We start from the raw sequence: 19541 nt of genomic DNA, 5'->3' as shown, positions 1-19541 counted from the left end.
ATTTTGCTTTGCACAACCACGTATAAAAATAATTGCTATTTTTAGACTTAAACTAAGTACGTTGTGCTTTTGCCAACTTCTGATTTTCCTGCGGAAAATCCTCGTCGACAAAAACGCAACTATTATTATACAAAACCGTTAGGCACAAGCTGAATTCACTCAAATGAATAAACGAATTTCTAAAATACCGAATGATGTTCAAGACAGAAATTCTGTTGCTTGGAAAAAACTATGTGAATACATCGACCAAGTTGCTGAAAAAGAAACTGATGAGTTTGTTCCAAGAGAAGCACTCGGAGATGAACTTTTTGCTCAAATTTTTACACTTCCAGAATCTATATCCAAATTAAAAAAAGTTAAGAAGATTGGACTTTACGAAAGTAGTCTGAAGAGAATTCCACCAGAAATTGGAGAAATGGAATCACTCGAATATTTTGACCCTTATGGCTCATATGATTTACATTGGTTCCCATTTGAGATTTTTAAGTGTAAAAAATTAAAAGATAGTCGAATTAGTACTAGAGCACTTTATGGGAATTATAAAAACAGAATGGGTTTTCCAAGACTTGACCATAATCCAGTGAAATACTTTGGAGATAATTTAAAATGTAGTGTTTGCGAAAAGGAACTAACATATGAAACAACTAATCAAATGTGGATTACTGCGAACGTTGGAACTGACATAATACCAATGCTTGCAAACCTTTGTTCAACTGAATGTGAACAGAATTTGCCAAAACCACCTGAATTTTATGTGCAAAATCCTCATAAAGGAGGAGCTGATTTGAAACAACCCGAAATGGATGAATGGGATTACCTTGAATCAAAAGGACAGGTAATAAAAACAAAGTTTGTTCCAAAATCGGAAAAAATTAATTTTAAAAACCTAAAACCTCTAAAATTGATTAGAAAAATATGGAACAAATAAAAGCCAGTGCCTAACACCGTGTATAATTAATTGCTTGGTAATAGCCTACTTACGAAAATACTCGCGTATTTTCTATTCGGTTTTTATTTGCTAAATTACGTGCTAAACCACGCAACTAACCATACACAAACACGTTACCCAACATTTATGAAAAACGAACAGGAAAAGAAACAAGCAGCTGCATTTCAAAAATGTAAATTAAAAGCAGCTGATGAAATAAAAACCTGTTTTCATCCAGATTGTAATGAAAAATCAATAAACACTCATATTCTTCAGAAAAACGGAATTTTATCATCTTTAGAAAATGAAAGACACTTAATGGAAATGGGAATAAATCCATTTCTAGATGAAATCCATTACTTTAACAGAATAGGAATAAACAAAGCTTATTCCTTTAAATGCTTTTGTAACGCTCACGATACGGATTTATTCAAAGAAATTGAAACTGACGAAATTAATTTTTCAAATTATCATCATTTAATTCTTTTCACTTTAAGAACTATCTATAATGAAAAATTCAGAAAACTTGTAAACGTTAGAATGCGAGAATTATTAATCGCTCAACATCCAGATTTATTCGACATTGATTTCTTGAAAAATCAAAATGAAGGAGAAAAACTCGGTTTATTAGATATAGAAAAAACGGAGAGTCTTATATGGAATGATATTAATGAAAATACCGAGAGTTTTGTTTTTGAAACAAGAGAAATTAATAGAATTGAATTGTGTTTAACTGGGTTCTACAATTATGAAACGACTAGAGAGTTAGAAGATTATAGAAGGAGAAATGGTAAGGATAAAGAAGATGTAATTGACATATTCATTAATGTTTTTCCTTATAAAAATAAGACGACAATAATATTAGGATACAAAAAGAAACACGAATCAGATGTGAAAAGTTATGTAAACACTCTGATTAAAGAAAGCGAAAAAAGATTTTTGAGACAATTAACTAATCTTTTAATGTTCAGATGTGAAACTTGGGTTATATCGGAGAAATTTTATAAAAAGAGAATAAAAAAATGTGAATCTTATTTTGGAATGGCAGCACATTATTCTAACAACAATTATAACGAAAGAAAGTTTTTTATTATAAATTTATTTGAAGAGAACTTTTGTGAACAAATGAAAAGATGGAAAAAAAACGTTGGGTAACACCGTATATAATTTATTGCTAGTTCTAGCCTACTTACGAAAATCCTCGCGGATTTTCTATTCGGTTTGTATTTGCTAAATTAGGTGCTTAAAACACGCAACAAACCATATACAAACACGTTGTAGCACATTAAACCAAAATCGCGTGAAAAGAATGAATACCTACATAATCTTCGGAGTTTTAGCATTAATCGGAATATTCGCTTTGATTAGTTGGAATTCAAAACGTAACTCAAACACACACGGAATTGCGGAAAATAAGACTGAATTTCGGAATCGTGAAGTCCGACAAGAAAAACGAGATTTAAAACTTACTGTCTCTTATGACTATGGAGAAATCACAAAAACCATATCTGAAAAAGCGACAGCGGAAATAATAAAAAGCACGATGGAATCAACAAATTGGAATGAATTCCACATTGTACAACTGGAAGATGAAAATGGAAATGGATATAAAGCTTTGCACGTAAGCGGAAGTTTAGGCGATGACGGATTAGCTTCTGGATTTGTGACAGACGATGACCATATTTTATTGGTAAAACCATTAGAAACGGTTGAACAAATGACTGAAATTCTTCTTGACTATTTGAAAGGAGAAGAAATTTGGCGGAATAAATATGAATATAAATAACGTGCTACAACAATGTATTACATTAATTAACTCAATTAACCCTTATAAATAAAGGGTTTTAAAAGATTAATTAAAAAAGGGTACAACATAGGTATAACATTTTAACCAATAATTAGAAGTAATCTAAAGGCATAAAAAAACCGCTTCTAAATTAATAGAAACGGTTTATAAAATGTATTTAAACTTAAAGTTATTAAGCAGCCGTACCAGAGCCTAAATACACACTATTTGATACTTGACTACCATCAGCAGAAACAAACGCCATAAATAGCTCTACTGTGTCTCCTGCATAGGTGTTTGGAATTGTTACCGATTGAGAACCTGCTGTTCTGTCTGCACCATCTAAAATATAAACAGATTCTTTTTTACTTGGATTGTAAACTAACAACATCGCTTTATCAGTTGCATTTGCGTTACCCTCTGCCGAGTTATCACCCCAACCAAAATCCACTTGTCCTGGTGTTGTTAAGTCAGTAGTTCCGTTTAACACTCCAGATAAAGAACCTCTACTCAATAAAGCTAAAGAATAATCGATTGTGAAGTTAGGTGCAATCCCTCCTACTGCATTATTTAACACATAAGACATTGCAGCATTAAATTCAGTTTTCTTTGTCGCAAAAGACTTGTAACCGACTTTTAAAAACTCTTTGTTTGGTTGTAAATATTCCAATGTAACCGTAAATTTATTACGTTGGTTTACTTGTCCCTCTGTTCGAGGATTCGCCACGCTTGATGGCTTAATTCTGATGTAGTCAATACCTTTCCAACTACCACCAATTACGTTACCTACTTTACCAGATAATCCGCCTAAAATTCCTTGAGAAATCTTTCCCATAATATAAAACAATTTAAAATTAAACTCCTTTGGATTTGGTACGGACTTTATATTGCTTTAAAAACTTTATTTCATTATAAATATAACGAAAATAATGCCATTTTGTTACTGTTTTAGGGCATTACAATGCCTTTGCATCAGGCTTCTTTACTTTGCATTAATTTGAAACAATTACGAATGTATGCAACTTTTAAAACCGCCATTTTATCAATGACATTTTGAAGTTCTTTTTCTTTTTTACTAATAACCTCAACCGCTTTTATGTGTTTTTGCATCTGGTCGTTTATGTTAGAAGTAGATTTTAAACCTTTTTTAAGCGTGTTTCTGCAATCATCTACAGAAATAAACGGAATAACACTACCTTTTAAATAATAAGCGTAAAAACCGCCTATTTGCAACATCATAGATAAGTGAAAAAGTGTGTTTTTATCTGTTTCGGTTTTTGTGATTACTACAAAACAGTTAGGACAAGGATTTGATAGCGGTTTTCCGCTGTTAAGTCCTTTGTTTAGGATAAAAAAATGAGGGTTTGAGTAGGTTCTTCCGATTTGGTGTGTTTTCATTTCAAAATAAGGCATAGCTATCCAATTAAAAGTTCGCTACGCTCACACATATTTTTTTTGAAAATGAAAAAGAAAAAAATTAAAAAAAGAAAGCCATTCGCTTTGTGGCGTGGGTAAGGCTGTCAAGCTTTTTTTAAAAAAGTTTTTTAGGAATTTTTAATGAAATAGAAAAAGCTACAAGCAAAACGAAAAGTTGCTTTGAAGTAGTAATAAAAAGTTTTTTAAAAAACCGTAGGCTTGAGCTTTATAGCCTTAAAGCGTGGGCTGTAGAAAGCCACATATATTTGCTATCTTTTATTAATTTAATGTTATACCTGCCAATATTACTATTATAACAAGCACAATGATTACGAAAAGTTTAGTACCAAAAGAATCATCACCTTCTGGATTTTCGATTTTATTACCGTTTTCATCTATATCGTGAGGAAAGAATAAATCAAATAAATTTTCAATCATTTGTTTCATAGTATAAATTTAACTTTTTTGGGGAATTAACACTTAAAAAAATAGGTTTTAATCTTTTACTGTGCGATGGATGAAGCGTTTGTATGGGTATTGGTTTAAATAGTTGTTTGATAAAACAGCATTTAAATTAATACTTATACAGGACTTTTAGACAATAGCTTATTGCTTTTTTGAGGTACGATAAAAAGTAATGTGCTATGGCGTAGTACTACACTTTATAAACCTATTTTTTTATAACCGCTAACTTGGGTGGTGGGGAAAAGTGGACAATGATATTTGTTAACGAAATGAAACAAACAAAGACTTGAGGTAAGGAATACTTGGACTTAACGATGGTTTTGTGCAGCTTGAATGAGATAACGAATATTATTATCAATTAACGCACCCCTTAATATATCCAGATATTTAATGTTTGTACAAAATGTGGTTTAATGTACGGAATTGCGCGTTGGAATAGCGGATATTTTACATAATACCAGTTATAGCTACAAAATGCATTATTACTGCGATAGCAAACCTTTGAAAAGTGCCGTTTGCTACTATAACTTCTATTATGTAACTTAGCTTTGGGTTGGTTTTGTGGCGGAATAGTTGTTTTGAGCGTTGGCAATAGCTCTTTGCTTTTTTATTGTACTATTTTTATTTAAATAGATATTTTTAAATAAAAGAAGCAATGTGCTATTATAGCGGTGGCTACAACTATTGTGACATAAAACTAACTATGCGGTGGTGTGCGGAATAAAATAAAAGACAGAGGATTATTGCCTAAGCAATAAACTGGGTTTTATTGTGTGGGGAATTATTAGGCAGAGACTAATACCTGCGCTCTTTCTTTAATGGTAAAAGCTATAGTCTTTTTTACAAGGTCATTTGCATTTTTGAAAGTAGATTTCTTTTTTAATTCGGATAGTTCTATCACTTCAATAAGTTTAGCAAAACATTCATCTGCAAATGAGTGTGAAATTAGTTTTACACCTTCAAAATTGAACGTAACAAACTCACCGCTTTTTAAAGACTCTTCTATCTTTAAACGGATTTCTTTGCCTAAAACTCTCGTTCCTAAGCTGTTTCCTATATGTCCAAAATTGATTTCCATTGTACTATTAGTACTTAAAACTGGTGCAAAGTTACCAAAGTTCGTCGATATTACCTAATAAATCTTCGTATCGCTCTTCAAAAGCATTTCTTTGATTATCATCTTTAAAGATTTTATCATAGGTAACTGCTACATCTGTATTAACCCTAATATAGGTATATGCACCTTGCCATTTAGTCGTGCTTGTAACCGTTTTATTACTATCTACTTCTAACGAATGATTACCCGAATGTATTATAAGTTTACCACCATTTTCTTTTATCAATGTTGCTGTTGCCCATAACCCAAAACCAGCGCCTGTACTATTAGTTACACCTTTATCAATACATTGTTCTACTGCCTCTGCTTCATTAAGAGTTCTGTATTTACTTGCTGGATGTGTAGTTAATGCCTGGTGAATACCTTGACCATTATCTGCAACAATTATCCTTATTTGTTTATTATTCGGAAAGTATTGACAACTGATATAACCAGAACCATTGCTTAGTGTACCATCTGATGCGGAATGCCTAATAGTATTATCAATGACTTCCCATAAGCAATAATCTAAAACAATAAGCATCTCTGTATTTACTGCATCTTTTAGTAAAATATTCATTATTTCTTGATGAATGGCTAATGTATTTGAGTCGTCAAAACGCTTTATTTCTGTAAAACGACCTGATGCATTTTGTCTTACATAAGCTTCATTGTATGTGAAACCAATTTGTTCAAAAAAGTTTACTCTACTTGCGTATCTTACTTGTGCTGATGAACCTCTAAAATCTTGAAAAGTTCCTGTTACATTAACACCTTTATTTCTTAAATGATTTACAGTACTGCCTATTAAAACCAAATGGTCTGAATAGAGCATAGAGTATGTATTCAAATTAATGGTGAAATGTACTGTATCATTTAGTGCAGCATCAAATACACTTGATAAAGCATCTACTATTTGATTATGACCAGAAATCTTTCTGAAATCAATTGTTACTGAAAAATGACCCAAAATGATTCTCTTTTATTAATTCCAGAAATCCGCTAAAAGTTCAGCTTGTTTTAAAACTGTGTCGGTGGCTAATTTTTGTTGGTCTGGTGGATAACCAAACTTTCTTAGCGCACGTTTTACCATAACTTTTAATTTTGCTTTTACACTTTCCTTTATTGTCCAATCTATAGTGGCGTTATTCTTAACTGTTTCTACTAAATATATTGCAAGTTCTCTTAAAACCTCATCACCTAATACTTCTTTTGCGCTTTGGTTTTGAGAAATAGCATCATAGAATGCCAATTCATATTCAGATAACCCTAAACTATCACCACGTTTATCTGCATCTTTTATTTGTTTTGCTAAATCAATCAATTCTTGAATAACCTCAGCAGCAGTAAGTACTTTATTTTGATATTTCTTTATAGAGTTTTCGAGCATCTCCATAAGTGATTTGCTCTGAATCAAGTTTGTTTTACTTCTTGATTTTATTTCTTCATTAAGTAATTTTTTTAAAGTTTCTAATGCTACATTTTGATGTTGCATTCCTTGAATTTCTAATAAAAACTCTTCTGAAAGTATAGATATATCAGGTCTTTTAATACCTGCTGCATCAAATACATCAATTACTTTATCGGATACTAATGCTTCATCTATTACTTGGCGTATAGCTGTCTCTAAATCTTCATCTGTACGACCTATGCCTGTAGTGTCAAACTTGGATAACCTCGCTTTTACTGCTTGAAAAAAGGATACTTCTTCTTTAACATCCATAGCTTCATCGTGTGGTACTGCAATTGCAAATGCCTTAGACAACGCTGTTACTTCATTAATAAATCTTTTTTTACCATCTTCTAAACTTAGAATATGCTCTTCTGCAATAAGAATTATTTTCAGCTTAGTTTTAGTATCAGCCGTAAAATACTCTTCGTAAAGTAAACCTCTATCCTTACCAATGTATGGTGCTGACGGTTCATTTACTAAATTTTGTAATGCTTCAGAATAACCTCTTTCTGGTTTTTCTAAAAACATTTGAGAGACGACTTCTATTTTTTCTAACATTAAAGAAACTGCTTGTTCTTGTGCAATGGTTGGGTCTCCTTTACCACCACTATCACTATAAAATGCTAATGCTTTTTTTAGGTCTGATGCTATTCCTAAATAGTCTACAACTAAGCCACCTGGTTTGTCTTTGTATACTCTATTAACTCTTGCTATGGCTTGCATTAGATTATGACCTTTCATTGGCTTGTCTATATACAACGTGTGCATTGACGGTGCATCAAAGCCTGTTAACCACATATCTCTAACAATAACCAATTTAAGCTCATCGTTAGGGTCTTTCATACGTTCTGCTAATGCTCTTCTTTGTTCTTTAGTTGTATGATGTTTTGCCATATTTGGGCCATCAGAAGATGAAGCAGTCATAATTACTTTTATCACACCTTTATCCAAATCTTTGTGATGCCAATCTGGTCTTAATGCTGTAATTTCATTATAGAGTTCAGCAGCAATTCTACGTGACATTCCAACAATCATTCCTTTGCCTTCAAAAACATTTTGTCTTTCTGTGAAATGATTTACAATATCATTAGCAATGTTTTTAACTCTATTTTCACTACCAATTAAAGCTTCGAGCTGTGTCCATTTTGCTTTTGCCTTTTGTGTTTCGGTAAGTTCTTCGTTTGCTAATTCTTCATCTATTTGCTCTACTAACTTCTTACCCTCATCACTTAGATTCACTTTAGCTAATCTACTTTCATAATAAATACGAACTGTAGCACCATCATCAACTGCTTGGGCTATGTCATAAATATCTACATAACTACCAAATACAGCTGGCGTATTTACATCTGTACCTTCAATAGGTGTTCCTGTAAAACCTAAGTAGGTTGCATTAGGTAAAGCATCACGCATATATTTAGCGAAACCATAAACAATGCGTTTCCCAATTACATTGCCATCTTCATCTTTATCATCTACTGTTTTTGCCTTAAAGCCATATTGTGTTCTGTGTGCTTCATCTGCTACAACAATTACATTTTTACGGTCTGTTAGGGTTTCATATACATTACCTTCTTCTGGTTGGAATTTTTGTATTGTAGTAAATATTACACCACCAGATGCTACTTTAAGTAATTCTTTTATATGTTTTCTATCTCTTGCTTGTACTGGTGTTTGTCTTAATAATTGCGTAGCAGAAGCAAAAGTGTCAAATAATTGGTCATCTAAATCATTTCTATCTGTGATGACTAATATTGTTGGATTGTTAAGTTCTTGTACAATTTTACCTGTATAGAACACCATAGATAATGATTTACCCGAACCTTGTGTATGCCATACTACACCACCTTTTCTGTCTCCATCTTCTGCAGCAGCTATTTTACTACTTTCTACTGCTTTGTTAACTGCATAATATTGATGATATGCTGCAACTTTTTTTACTGTATCAATGGTTGTGATGCCTGTTTTTAAATCTTCTTTTTTAGATTTCTCAAAAACGGTAAAATATCTAATTAAATCAATTAATGTTTTCTTATTTAATTGACCTTGTGCTAAAACCTCCATTTCTGAGTCTAAGTGAGATGCTGTCGTTTCACCATCTTTTGTTTTCCAACTCATAAAACGAGAAAAACCTGCTGATAATGAACCTGATTTTGCCTCTAAACCATCTGAAATAACACATAGACTATTGTAAGTAAATAGACTTGGTATTGTTGCTTTATAGGTTTGTAGTTGTTTAAATGCTGATTTTATAGTTGCATTTTCATCTACTGCATTTTTTAATTCTATAACCACTAACGGCAAACCATTAATAAATAGAATTACATCTGGTCTTTTTGTATGATTATTTTCTATTACTGTGAATTGATTTACAACTGTAAATTCATTGTTTTCTGCGTTCTCAAAATCTACTAACCAAACTATATCACCACGAGAGACAGCCTCTTTTTGATACGATACTTTTACACCTTCTGTAAGCATAGTATGAAATGCCTCGTTGTTTACTAACAAATCTGGTGAGTTAATACGTAAGACTTGATTAAAGGCGTCTTGTCTTGCTTCTTCTGGAATAGTTGGGTTGAGTTGATAAATGGCTTCCTTTAGGCGATTATGCAATACTACATCTGCATAGCTTTCTCGCTCAGGAAATTCGCCATCGTAGGCTATTTCAGGACCATATACATAATAATACCCTAAATTTTCTAACTCTTCAATTAGTAATTGCTCTATATCGTCTTCAAATAATTTTGTCATTTGATCTTTTTTTATTTCAAATAAACTTAGAATTTCAAATTAATAACTACTGTTTTAAATAAGATTATTATTTAATCCAACTTACATATTAATCATAATCATAATAAACGTTGTCAAATGTTTCAGTAAGAACTCTATTCATCCTTTGTGAAGTGTAACTAAGTTTATTTTTAATATTAAATAAAGATTTAAAATATTCAGAAATAGTTGTTTGTTCTTCTGGTGATGGCAATTGAATTAATTCACTTTCCAGATATTCATCTAATTGAAAATTTTTAATACCACTTGGTTGATTTTCGTACTTAGTGGTTATTCCATTGTTATATGAATTTAACCAATATAAGTAAAACCAAAATGGATTAACTTTATTTTCATCAACTCTAATGACCTTACAAAAATTAGAGCATATTAGTGGCACATTAAAATAATCTAACAATTCTTGTGTAATTAAGGCTGCTCTACCTGTTGGTTGATTTTTGCTACCACCTGACATTTCAATTACTATATCAAATTCTTTTAAACCAATCTCATCAACTTTTTCTTTATTAATAAAACGACTAGGTGTTTTTTTTAAGTTAAAAAGAGGAATATTTGGTAGATCAGTGCCTCTTATAACTTTAACTTCAATGTTATTTTTTTTAGGAACTGCATTACCCCAAGCACCTCCAATTATTTCGTCAACAACCTCTTGAACCTCTACTTCTTCCCAATTATTCTTTGACGGATCAAAAAATAATTCATCTGAAAAGTGATATTCTGTTAATACATCATCCGACGATAATTTAAATATATTAGATGTTGATAATTCTTTAATCTTATTTTCTAACTCTTTAACTTTTGGTGTTATCGATGTTTTATAAGGTATTTCTCTGATTTTTTTAGCTTTCTCTACATATCTATTCGGTGCAAGGATGAAATTTTTATCTATAATTTGATTTAAATCTACTTCCTTACAAAAACCAATAGAGTTTTTATAATCTTTATTAGTTTTCCATTTTTTATAAGTTTCGGAAATCCTATAAATATCATTTTCAGATAATTCCCGTTGTGTACTTTCTACCATATGACCTATATCATAAGCATCAATCATTAATACTTTATCTTTATTTTTTGGATTTTTATTTCTATTCAAAAACCATAAGTGTACCGGTAAAGTCGTATTATAAAATAATTGAGTTGGTAGCGTTACAATACACTCTAATAAATTGTCTTCCACAATTTTTCTCCTAATTTCACTCTCTGTTTTACCTTTATTAGATGCAGCACCACCGTGCATTACAAAACCAGCTATACCTTTCGGACTAAGGTGATATAAAAAATGTTGGATCCAAGCAAAATTAGCATTACCAAGTGGTGGCATACCGTATTTCCAGCGACCGTCTTTACGCAATAAATTACCACTCCAATCATCATCATTAAAAGGTGGGTTAGCAATGATATAATCAACTTTCGTATCCTTATGCTCATCTTTTAAAAATGACCCTTCATTGTTCCATTTCACTTGTGAACTATCTATACCACGAATAGCTAAATTCATTTTTGCTAACCTCCAAGTTGTTTGATTACTTTCTTGTCCATAAATAGAAATATCACTCAATTTTCCTTGGTGTTCTACAACAAATTTTTCACTTTGAACAAACATGCCTCCACTACCACAACAAGGATCCATTACACGCCCCTTATAAGGCTCTAACATATTCACCAACAACTCAACCACACTTCTTGGTGTATAGAATTGTCCACCTTTTTTTCCTTCAGCTAAAGCAAAGCGTCCTAAAAAATACTCAAAAACGTGTCCTAATAGATCAGCACTTTTACTCTTAACATCTTTGAAATTTATGTTACCAATTAAATCAACCAAAGATCCAAGATTAACACTATCAAGATTGTCTTTAGCATATACTTTTGGAAGCACACCTTTAAGTCTTGGATTTTCTCTTTCAATAGAATCCATTGCTGAATCTATTAATTTACCTATCTCAACATCTTTAGCTTTATCTTGTAAAAAACTCCAACGTGCTTTAGTAGGCACAAAGAATACATTTTCTCCCTTATACTCATCTTTATCTTCTGGGTCTGCTCCTTCATATTCTCCTTTTCCTTCTTCTAGTTTTTCATATAAATCTTCAAAAGCTTCTGAGATATATCGCAAGAATATTAAACCTAATACTACGTGTTTGTATTCTGCTGCATCTATATTCTTTCTTAGCTTATTTGCAGTTGCCCATAATACTTTCTCTAAAGGCTCTTCTTTTTTTATTTTGGTCTTTGCCATTTATTATTTGACTATAATGTTGTTTTTAATAATTCTTTTGGATCTACATTTAAAATTTCTGCTATCTCGTATAACACTTCTAAACTGGGTTGACTTCTATTTTGTACATAACCGTTAACGGTATTGAAACTCTTGCCTAGTTTATCTGCCAACCATACTTGTTTTATGCCTTTTTCTTCTAAAACTTGCTTAATACGGTTCATAAGGAAAAATTTGAAACACTAAATATATATGTTTTGCTTGATATTAATATAATGTATTACGTTATATTTTTACAATTACAAAAGATTGAATAATTGATCTCGGCTAGACCACTCAAGATTTACAGCACCAGTCTGTTTCTGAAGATGAATTAGGTAATGTCCTATTCTATTAGGTTTGTAGCCTCTAGCATCAGTATCTAAAATTGTTATTTTTTTTCGAACGTAATCTTTATACAAAGATTCATCCGCCATTTCAAATAATGTATTTGCTTTGAAAATACTATTTGAAAAATAAGAAACCGAACTACCAGTTATGTAATTTAGTAATGTAATTTCACTAGAACTATAATAATACAACGCATTAAATTTCAATTCTTTTTTCTCTGGATTCAAGAAAGTATTAAATTTTACTTTTTCAATTGGCACGTTAGATTTTATATAATCATTTGCTAATGTTACAAATCTTTTTTGCGCTTCTTTCTCTTCCTTATCAACAAACTCTATTAAAGACGTACTAACAATATTTTGAATAAAAGTAGCTAAATCTAACACCCTTGAAGGAATATCTATTAAGTTATTAGTTTTAACATAATAAAATGACACCTGGTTACTGTCTTTATTATTTACTGTTTCTTTGATATTGAAAGCATTGATATAATGAAACAGAATTTTATTAAAACAACCATCTTCATTAAATATATCATTATCATATACACCGCCATTAACCCAACCACCATCTGTAATAATAAATTCGTCTCCTCTTTTTGTTAAAAATACAGATATAAATCTATCATTAGTTGTAGCATAGGGTGTTATTATTTCAATTGAAGCTCCTCTTTGTTTTGTTTGCCAAACTGAAGAAAAATTATCTTTTATTGAATTTATTATATTATCTAATTCCATTTAAAATGCTATATTTTCATTGGGATCTGGTTTAGAAAAATCAATACCCAACGAATTACTTGAAATTTTAACTTGAGGGAAACTATTCTCTTTTACTCTTAAATTAGCCTCTTGAAAAAAATGTGCTATACATAGGTTAATATCTTCCAGTGCTTTAGCTTCTTTTTCGCTTAATAACTTATCTGTTTTATAAGCTATTTCTGTACCTACTTCATTAAACTTATGAAAGTGAGGTGTTGTTACTACATTTTCTACTAATGTAACGCCATCAACTCTATTTCTATGTGTATCACCATCACTATCAAACCTAAAGAACGGATAAGGAATGTATTCTTTAGACCTTATTTTAAACTGAAAAAACTTATAATTATCAAGCTTAACGTTTACAATTAATAACATTTTTGAATCTAGTAACTCTTGCTCTATAACTTCTTGAAACTCTAAAGTATTTGCATTATTACCAACTTCATTAATTTCAATTACTTCTGAAAAAATTGATTTCCTTTCAGATAAAAGTCTTTTATAATATGAATAATCCTCTTTAACCTTTAAACTCTTTGTAACACCCATAAAAAAATCGTTGTTAACTTCAACTGTTAAATGTATCGAGATTTGATTACTAAACCTAAATTTTATTAAACTTTCATCCATACGATATAACTACATTTTTTTTACCCCTGTTTTAAGGTATATTACAAGTGTTAAAACACTAGTTATTTTTACAATAATTTAACTGCTCTAAAATTTTACTTCTTATGTTATTTTCTAATTCAAAATCTGCATACTTTTCTAATAGTTTAGCGTACTTTTTTCTGTATATGGTAAATGAATCTTTATGATATTTTTTCAAACCATTAAAACAAGTATTATCCTTCATAGCACCCATTAATAATATTTCTTTTGGCTGTAATTCTTGATAGTTAATTATTGGCTGTTTCTTTATAGTGTCATAAACTTTTAATAATTCATCACCAAATGCATCAAACTTTATCTTGTTTACCAAATCTGCTACTATATAAATACCGATTGCATTTTTACCGGTGTTAGTATATCTATGACTTGCTTCTAATTCAAACCTTATTAAACTATTCTCTACTGTTATACCAGATTCATTTTTAGTTTGATATGTTTTATCATAACCTTTTATATTATAATTTGTAGCTTTAAAATGAGCACCATAAACACGTGTTTTATTACGCATTACTAAAGGTTTTTTACCTCTATATTCAAGCCAATTTTTAAAGGTGTTATCTTCTATATCATTAATTACAACCCCTACCGACGTTCTTTGAACTTGTGCTTCATATAAATCAAAATCAAAGTAAGAATCTAACTCTGCTACTGCCTTTACAACATCTGTATAACTAAATGGTTTGTAATTATTGTTCATATAAAATTTTTGCAAACTATTACTTATTGTAAGCTCTGAACCTCTTAATTTTAAATCAAGGTTTTTTAGCTTTGCTACATAAGAAGTTATTTCACCAATCTTCTTATTATAATTTGGTGACCATAAACAATTATTCCAATAAAAAGGTTTTTCGACTCTGGCAACAGCTTCTTTTGGTAGTTTGTTTATTTGTTGTACTATAACGCTAGTATCATACAAAGCGACTACCTTTTATTTTTAAATGCTTTTCTGTAATTATTATCTAACAGCTTTTGAACATCACTCATACGATAATAGATTTTAGAACCTATTTGTGAAAATGAAATAACACCTTCATCTCTCCAAGTTTGAGCAGTTCTTTTACTAATATTCATTAATAACAAAAACTCTTGATTGTCTAAAAATGTGTCTTGAGGTTTCTTTTGTTTTTCCTCTAATTGTCTGTTTAAATCATCTAAACGACTAACTAAATCATTGTACTGTTGGGTGCTTAAAATTACTGCTTCCATTTACTTAATTTTTTATGTTACTAATTATTTCTGTAACAAATATTAAGCTCTGGATAGGTACTTATAAGGCTGACCTTATAAGACCTTTTATTAGCTGTATTTTAATGAAGTGGATTGTTTTTTATGTATTGTTTTGCCTTTTTATGATAGTCGTCTGATGTATTTGACCAATCTAATTTTGATTTTAATTCTAAATTAATTTGATTAGCAATTATATCACATAATCTTTTTAAACTCAATTTTGGAATGATATGCTCGTCTCTTAACGCTTCAATTACACCTCTTACTGTTCCTTTGCTTCTGTCACCTAAATTATATACACCATCTTTTGTAATTGCTAAATCTTCAAGTATTTTTAAAATATAATCTTGCTTCTCTTGAGTTACAAATGTTTTAAAACTATCTGTTTCTTTTTCTAATACTAAAGATTCTGTTTTGTTAGGTAATAAAGTGACAGGTAGTATTTGAACTGTTTCTTTTATAAATTCGGCTTCAATAGACAAAAACTCTTTAAATAGATTTGGGTATTTATCTTCTTTGTCTTTAAAATCCTTTTTTCTGCCTAAAAAGCTTCTAAACTTTAACTCTCTATGTCTTAACTCTTTTAATCGGCTTTGTATATATAACACCTTATTATTTGGTTCTGCATTATCTAAAACACCCTGTAATCGTGTTATACTTTTCTCAAATATTCGACTATACTTCTCACGATGATTATAAAAATGAATATCTAATGGCAATGAAGTGGTATACATTTCTTTAAAAAAAGAATCCATTGCTTCATCTAATTCAATTGATAATTCTTTATCTAATACCATATCCTTAGTTAATGATAAAATCATTAAATGTGAACCAGTATCCTTTTTGAAGTAGATAGTTTTAGAATCAAAAAATTCATTAAAAGTCAATGAAATATGCCAACTAATATTTTGTAAGATGTACGCTTCTTTTAAGTTCTTTAAATATTCTTGTTCTTCATTATTAAATAATGCATTAATCTTAAAATCTGATATTAGCGGATTTTTATTTTCATCCCTTAATAGATAAAAAAGTTGCTTTTCTTTAATAGTATTATATTTATCTATCTGCTTTTCAAATTCATTCCTTAAATAGTTACGAATCTCTTTTTTACTTTTTGTCGAATTAAATACAAAGTCTTGTATCTCATCAATTTTAGGTTGAAGTTCATTTTCTGCTTCCTTAATTTTTTGATTTAACAAATCTTCCCAAATAGGATATTTAAAAGGTGCTTGAATAGATTTGCCTTTAACTATATCTTTTAACCAAGATAAAAAGACATCAAGCGTGTAAAACACCATATATTCATTACTAAATAGCGTTTTAGGCTCACTTGACAACTTAGTTAACACTTTGCCTATTGATGATGGGTTTAAGCGTCTAAACTCTATTCTGTCGTTAAAAAAAGATGGGTAATTATATAATAACAATTCATCGTTAAAACTATCTATATCAAAACCTTTAAAAGCAAAAAGTTTAGATAGTATTCGTTTTATTTCTTTAGCATCATTTAAAGATTCTATTAAATCTTCTTCAAGTATTTGAATCTGCTGATTAAGAAACTCTAAAGGCTCATCTATGTTAGAACAATATTCTTGATGATTTTTCACTAATAATTCAACCTCATAAGAAACTACTTTTATAAGCTTATCAGATTGCCAAGTAACCATTTTATAATAGTCCTCTTTTTCTATATTATACTGGTTATCAAACGTAATCAGATATTTACATTCCTTACCAGATAAGAAATCATTATAAGTAAATTTTGGTATTTGCTTTTTTAAATCACTAACTCTTTGATGTGTTAAGTAGTTTATCTTACCTAAATAAACAGCTTCTTTTAATTCTGCAAATTCATCTACATTCAATAAAAAATGTCTACTTGAAAATTGTGAAAGCAACCAATCCACCGAACTATGATTTTTTATATAGTATGGGTGTTTATTTTTATCTATTAAATTCTTAATTCTGTTCTCTTCAGCTATAAGAAACTTAAATTTTTCAAAGTGTTCCAGATTCTTAATCTTACTTAAAACGTTAGTTTTAAAATCTTCTTCTGCTTTTTGTACTGCCTGAGAATGAATCGTATCAAATTGAGCTTTTAAAATAGTATTGATTGGTTTATTAAGCATATTCTAATTGATGTATTTATCTACTGCGTTATCTAATTCACTACCTATTATTTTTGCATATACTTGCGTAATACCAATATCGGAATGATCCATAAGTTTAGAAACGTGTTCTATACGCATACCATTGTTTAATGCTCTGGTAGCAAAAGTATGGCGGCTTATATGGAAAGATAAATTAAACGGTAATTCTAATTCTTTTCCTATTCTGCTTAAATACATATTACTTAACGAAATTGCTCTATTGGTTATTAAACTTCTATGTTCTCTATCTTTAAAATATAACTCGTCAATTTTTGCAAATGGAAAAATTATATCATTTTGCTTTTGGTCTTGGGTTTTGTATTTCTCTAAAATATCAACAGCTTTTTGACCTATTTTAATGCTGTGCTGTCTTTTGGTTTTTCTTATCGTTTTTGTGATTCTGTGATTTTTGCCATCATAGTTTTTCCATTGTAATTCGATAACATCGCCAAAACGTAATCCACCAGAAAAAACAGAAAAGATAAACATATCTTTGATAACTTGTGCTTTGTGTTCTTGTGGTACTTCTAAATTCATAAATGCATCCAACTGCTCTTCGTTTAAATAACGCTTTGTAGTCTTGTTTTTCTTTACTTTAAACTTTGTAAAAGGTGCAAGTTCATTAGATATTAAATCTTCACTTTTAGCCTCTCTAAACATTAAATTTAGGATTCTAAACGCATAATTTATAGTTGTGTTATTGTTACCTAATATAGAACTGCAATGTGAAGCATAATTTTTTAAGGTTGTTGCTGTAATATCATCAAACATTATTTCACGATGCCCTATAAACCTTTCAAACTTTTCGATATTGTTTTTATAGCTTCTGTAAGTAGATAGTGTGACAGTATCTTTAAGCTTCTCGCATCTATCATAAGCAAACTCAAAAAAGTTAATTAAGGGTTTACCCTTAATAGCTTCTTTTATTCTTCTTGCTGATGTAGATTGATTTCTTCTTTCAAGGTCTGCAATCTCGCCTTCTGCATCAGCTATCTTTTTGGATATGTATGCGTTTAATCTTGTAGAGCTTTTATGATTCTTCTTGACTTTTTGTTTATCTTCATCCCATTCATTCGGTTGCAATTTTACACTCAATGAAATGAATTTAGTTTTTCTGTTTTTGATTACTCGTAAATAAAGCGGTGCAAGTCCTGCTTTATCTATCTTGTTTTTCCTTAAAACTACTTTAATTGAAGACATAAAACTCTGGTTTTTAAGCTGTGCAATTGAGTGCAACGTGTTACTAAGGTACAACAATAGGTACAACAAACCTAACATTTAGTAGCATTTTATTGCATTAATTTGCATTATCTAAAAACACAAAACCCTTATAAATAAAGGGTTTAAAAGCAATTTGATAAAAATGAGTAATAATACTATATAACAATGTATAACCGCAATTACGGCGGATTCGACTACGTCCGAATCCACTCGGAATTGCTTACGTCAGTGCTTAACCGAAAAACAGTAACTTTAAATCCGTAACTGACGGTTATACGAGACCGTTGTAGCACATATTGAAACTAACCGCAGAAAACATAAAGAAAAATTATCCGATTTTAATAATCAAGTTTTCTATTATAAGCATTTTTATTATTGTTCTAATTCAAGCATCTATCAGAACAACTATATATTGGGAAGACAATATAGAAGCTGATTTTGGAATTCGAAACTTATTGAAAGTTATTCGCAGAACTTCATTTTACAGACCTGTAATTATCTTATTGATTCCTCTTATTGGAATTTTTTTAAACAAAAAAATTGGTTGGATTTTAATTCAATCCTATTTCTATTTTTTGATTTCTAATCTAATTTTTTCAGCGAAATATATTGACTTAACTGATAATACTCTGGTAATAATAAACCTTATCGGATTTTCACTCTTGCTTCTGATTATCTTTCTTATGAATAAAAAGAAAATTTGGAATCTGATTTATGGAATCGAAAAAACGGAATTGATAAGTAAAAATGTTGTTACCTCAATTATTGGAATGTCAATAACAATAATTTTAGCGTTTATTAAAGCGAACGGAATTTAAAAAAATACGTGCTACAACAAAGTACTGTGGTAAAAAACAAGTAAAAACTCATTAATTTTTCACTAAAGTACTTCTATAAGAATCATCATATATTAATCCCGATTTTGCAATTGCAAAAGCCTGTTTTAAAAGCTTATTACATACTGCTATTAA

Annotated in this window: 18 protein-coding genes and 1 pseudogene; 4 read left to right on the top strand and 15 right to left on the bottom strand. The window is 30.1% G+C overall.

The genetic code is table 11. The features are described from left to right. Positions 1-163 precede the first annotated feature (163 nt). The 3 genes from ACVC5O_RS00275 (at position 164) to ACVC5O_RS00265 (ending at position 2714) form a co-directional block, all read left to right on the top strand. The gene (locus ACVC5O_RS00275) at positions 164-928 is read left to right on the top strand and encodes a hypothetical protein (RefSeq protein ID WP_452219456.1); all 765 of its coding nucleotides are present in this window, start codon (positions 164-166) and stop codon (positions 926-928) included. A 147-nt stretch (positions 929-1075) separates the two neighbouring features. Further along, positions 1076-2083, top strand: coding sequence for a hypothetical protein (locus tag ACVC5O_RS00270; RefSeq protein WP_452219455.1), 1008 nt, complete (start codon positions 1076-1078; stop codon positions 2081-2083). Positions 2084-2237: 154 nt separating this feature from the next. Beyond that, positions 2238-2714, top strand: coding sequence for a hypothetical protein (locus ACVC5O_RS00265; protein WP_452219454.1), 477 nt, complete (start codon positions 2238-2240; stop codon positions 2712-2714). 193 nt (positions 2715-2907) lie between these two features. On the opposite strand, the gene ACVC5O_RS00260 is transcribed toward ACVC5O_RS00265, so the two are convergent. The 14 genes from ACVC5O_RS00260 to ACVC5O_RS00195 all read right to left on the bottom strand — a co-directional run bounded on the left by ACVC5O_RS00260 (position 2908) and on the right by ACVC5O_RS00195 (position 18549). Further along, positions 2908-3549 (bottom strand): DUF6266 family protein, encoded by a 642-nt coding sequence (locus ACVC5O_RS00260; RefSeq protein WP_116497031.1) that lies wholly within the window; start codon positions 3547-3549, stop codon positions 2908-2910. Positions 3550-3686: 137 nt separating this feature from the next. After that, on the bottom strand, positions 3687-4112 hold the full coding sequence (locus ACVC5O_RS00255; RefSeq protein WP_417873801.1) for a DUF6943 family protein: 426 nt from the start codon (positions 4110-4112) through the stop codon (positions 3687-3689). A gap of 297 nt (positions 4113-4409) precedes the next feature. Then, positions 4410-4577, bottom strand: a complete 168-nt coding sequence (locus ACVC5O_RS00250) for a hypothetical protein (RefSeq protein WP_417873800.1) — start codon at positions 4575-4577, stop codon at positions 4410-4412. A gap of 802 nt (positions 4578-5379) precedes the next feature. Beyond that, a complete protein-coding gene (locus ACVC5O_RS00245) occupies positions 5380-5673 on the bottom strand; it encodes an STAS-like domain-containing protein (protein WP_452219453.1) in 294 nt (97 codons plus the stop codon). A 31-nt stretch (positions 5674-5704) separates the two neighbouring features. Continuing rightward, on the bottom strand, positions 5705-6661 hold the full coding sequence (locus ACVC5O_RS00240; RefSeq protein ID WP_452219452.1) for an ATP-binding protein: 957 nt from the start codon (positions 6659-6661) through the stop codon (positions 5705-5707). Positions 6662-6676: 15 nt separating this feature from the next. Next, positions 6677-9898 (bottom strand): type I restriction endonuclease subunit R, encoded by a 3222-nt coding sequence (locus ACVC5O_RS00235; protein ID WP_452219451.1) that lies wholly within the window; start codon positions 9896-9898, stop codon positions 6677-6679. An 88-nt stretch (positions 9899-9986) separates the two neighbouring features. After that, complete coding sequence (locus tag ACVC5O_RS00230) at positions 9987-12173, bottom strand: N-6 DNA methylase (RefSeq protein WP_452219450.1); 2187 nt, start codon at positions 12171-12173, stop codon at positions 9987-9989. Positions 12174-12184: 11 nt separating this feature from the next. Continuing rightward, positions 12185-12376, bottom strand: coding sequence for a helix-turn-helix domain-containing protein (locus ACVC5O_RS00225; RefSeq protein WP_452219449.1), 192 nt, complete (start codon positions 12374-12376; stop codon positions 12185-12187). A gap of 75 nt (positions 12377-12451) precedes the next feature. Then, complete coding sequence (locus tag ACVC5O_RS00220) at positions 12452-13279, bottom strand: hypothetical protein (RefSeq protein ID WP_452219448.1); 828 nt, start codon at positions 13277-13279, stop codon at positions 12452-12454. Next, the gene (locus ACVC5O_RS00215) at positions 13280-13930 is read right to left on the bottom strand and encodes a hypothetical protein (RefSeq protein ID WP_452219447.1); all 651 of its coding nucleotides are present in this window, start codon (positions 13928-13930) and stop codon (positions 13280-13282) included. It abuts the gene before it with no gap. 58 nt (positions 13931-13988) lie between these two features. Further along, positions 13989-14888 carry a hypothetical protein gene (locus tag ACVC5O_RS00210; RefSeq protein WP_452219446.1) on the bottom strand — a complete coding sequence of 300 codons (900 nt, stop codon included), beginning with the start codon at positions 14886-14888 and terminating at the stop codon, positions 13989-13991. A gap of 5 nt (positions 14889-14893) precedes the next feature. Continuing rightward, on the bottom strand, positions 14894-15178 hold the full coding sequence (locus ACVC5O_RS00205; RefSeq protein ID WP_299673469.1) for a helix-turn-helix domain-containing protein: 285 nt from the start codon (positions 15176-15178) through the stop codon (positions 14894-14896). A gap of 101 nt (positions 15179-15279) precedes the next feature. Then, complete coding sequence (locus ACVC5O_RS00200; RefSeq protein WP_452219445.1) at positions 15280-17328, bottom strand: hypothetical protein; 2049 nt, start codon at positions 17326-17328, stop codon at positions 15280-15282. Positions 17329-17331: 3 nt separating this feature from the next. Continuing rightward, positions 17332-18549 (bottom strand): tyrosine-type recombinase/integrase, encoded by a 1218-nt coding sequence (locus ACVC5O_RS00195; RefSeq protein WP_452219444.1) that lies wholly within the window; start codon positions 18547-18549, stop codon positions 17332-17334. 317 nt (positions 18550-18866) lie between these two features. Between ACVC5O_RS00195 and ACVC5O_RS00190 the strand changes: the two genes are divergently transcribed. After that, entirely contained in the window at positions 18867-19388 is a 522-nt protein-coding gene (locus ACVC5O_RS00190; RefSeq protein ID WP_452219443.1) for a hypothetical protein, read from the top strand. A 51-nt stretch (positions 19389-19439) separates the two neighbouring features. On the opposite strand, the pseudogene ACVC5O_RS00185 reads toward ACVC5O_RS00190, so the two are convergent. Continuing rightward, positions 19440-19541, bottom strand: a pseudogene (locus tag ACVC5O_RS00185) (IS110 family transposase); the annotation flags it as partial.

Source organism: Lacinutrix salivirga, assembly GCF_053604675.1.
Note: the sequence above shows the minus strand (reverse complement) of the source record. Positions and strands in the feature narration are given on the sequence as shown.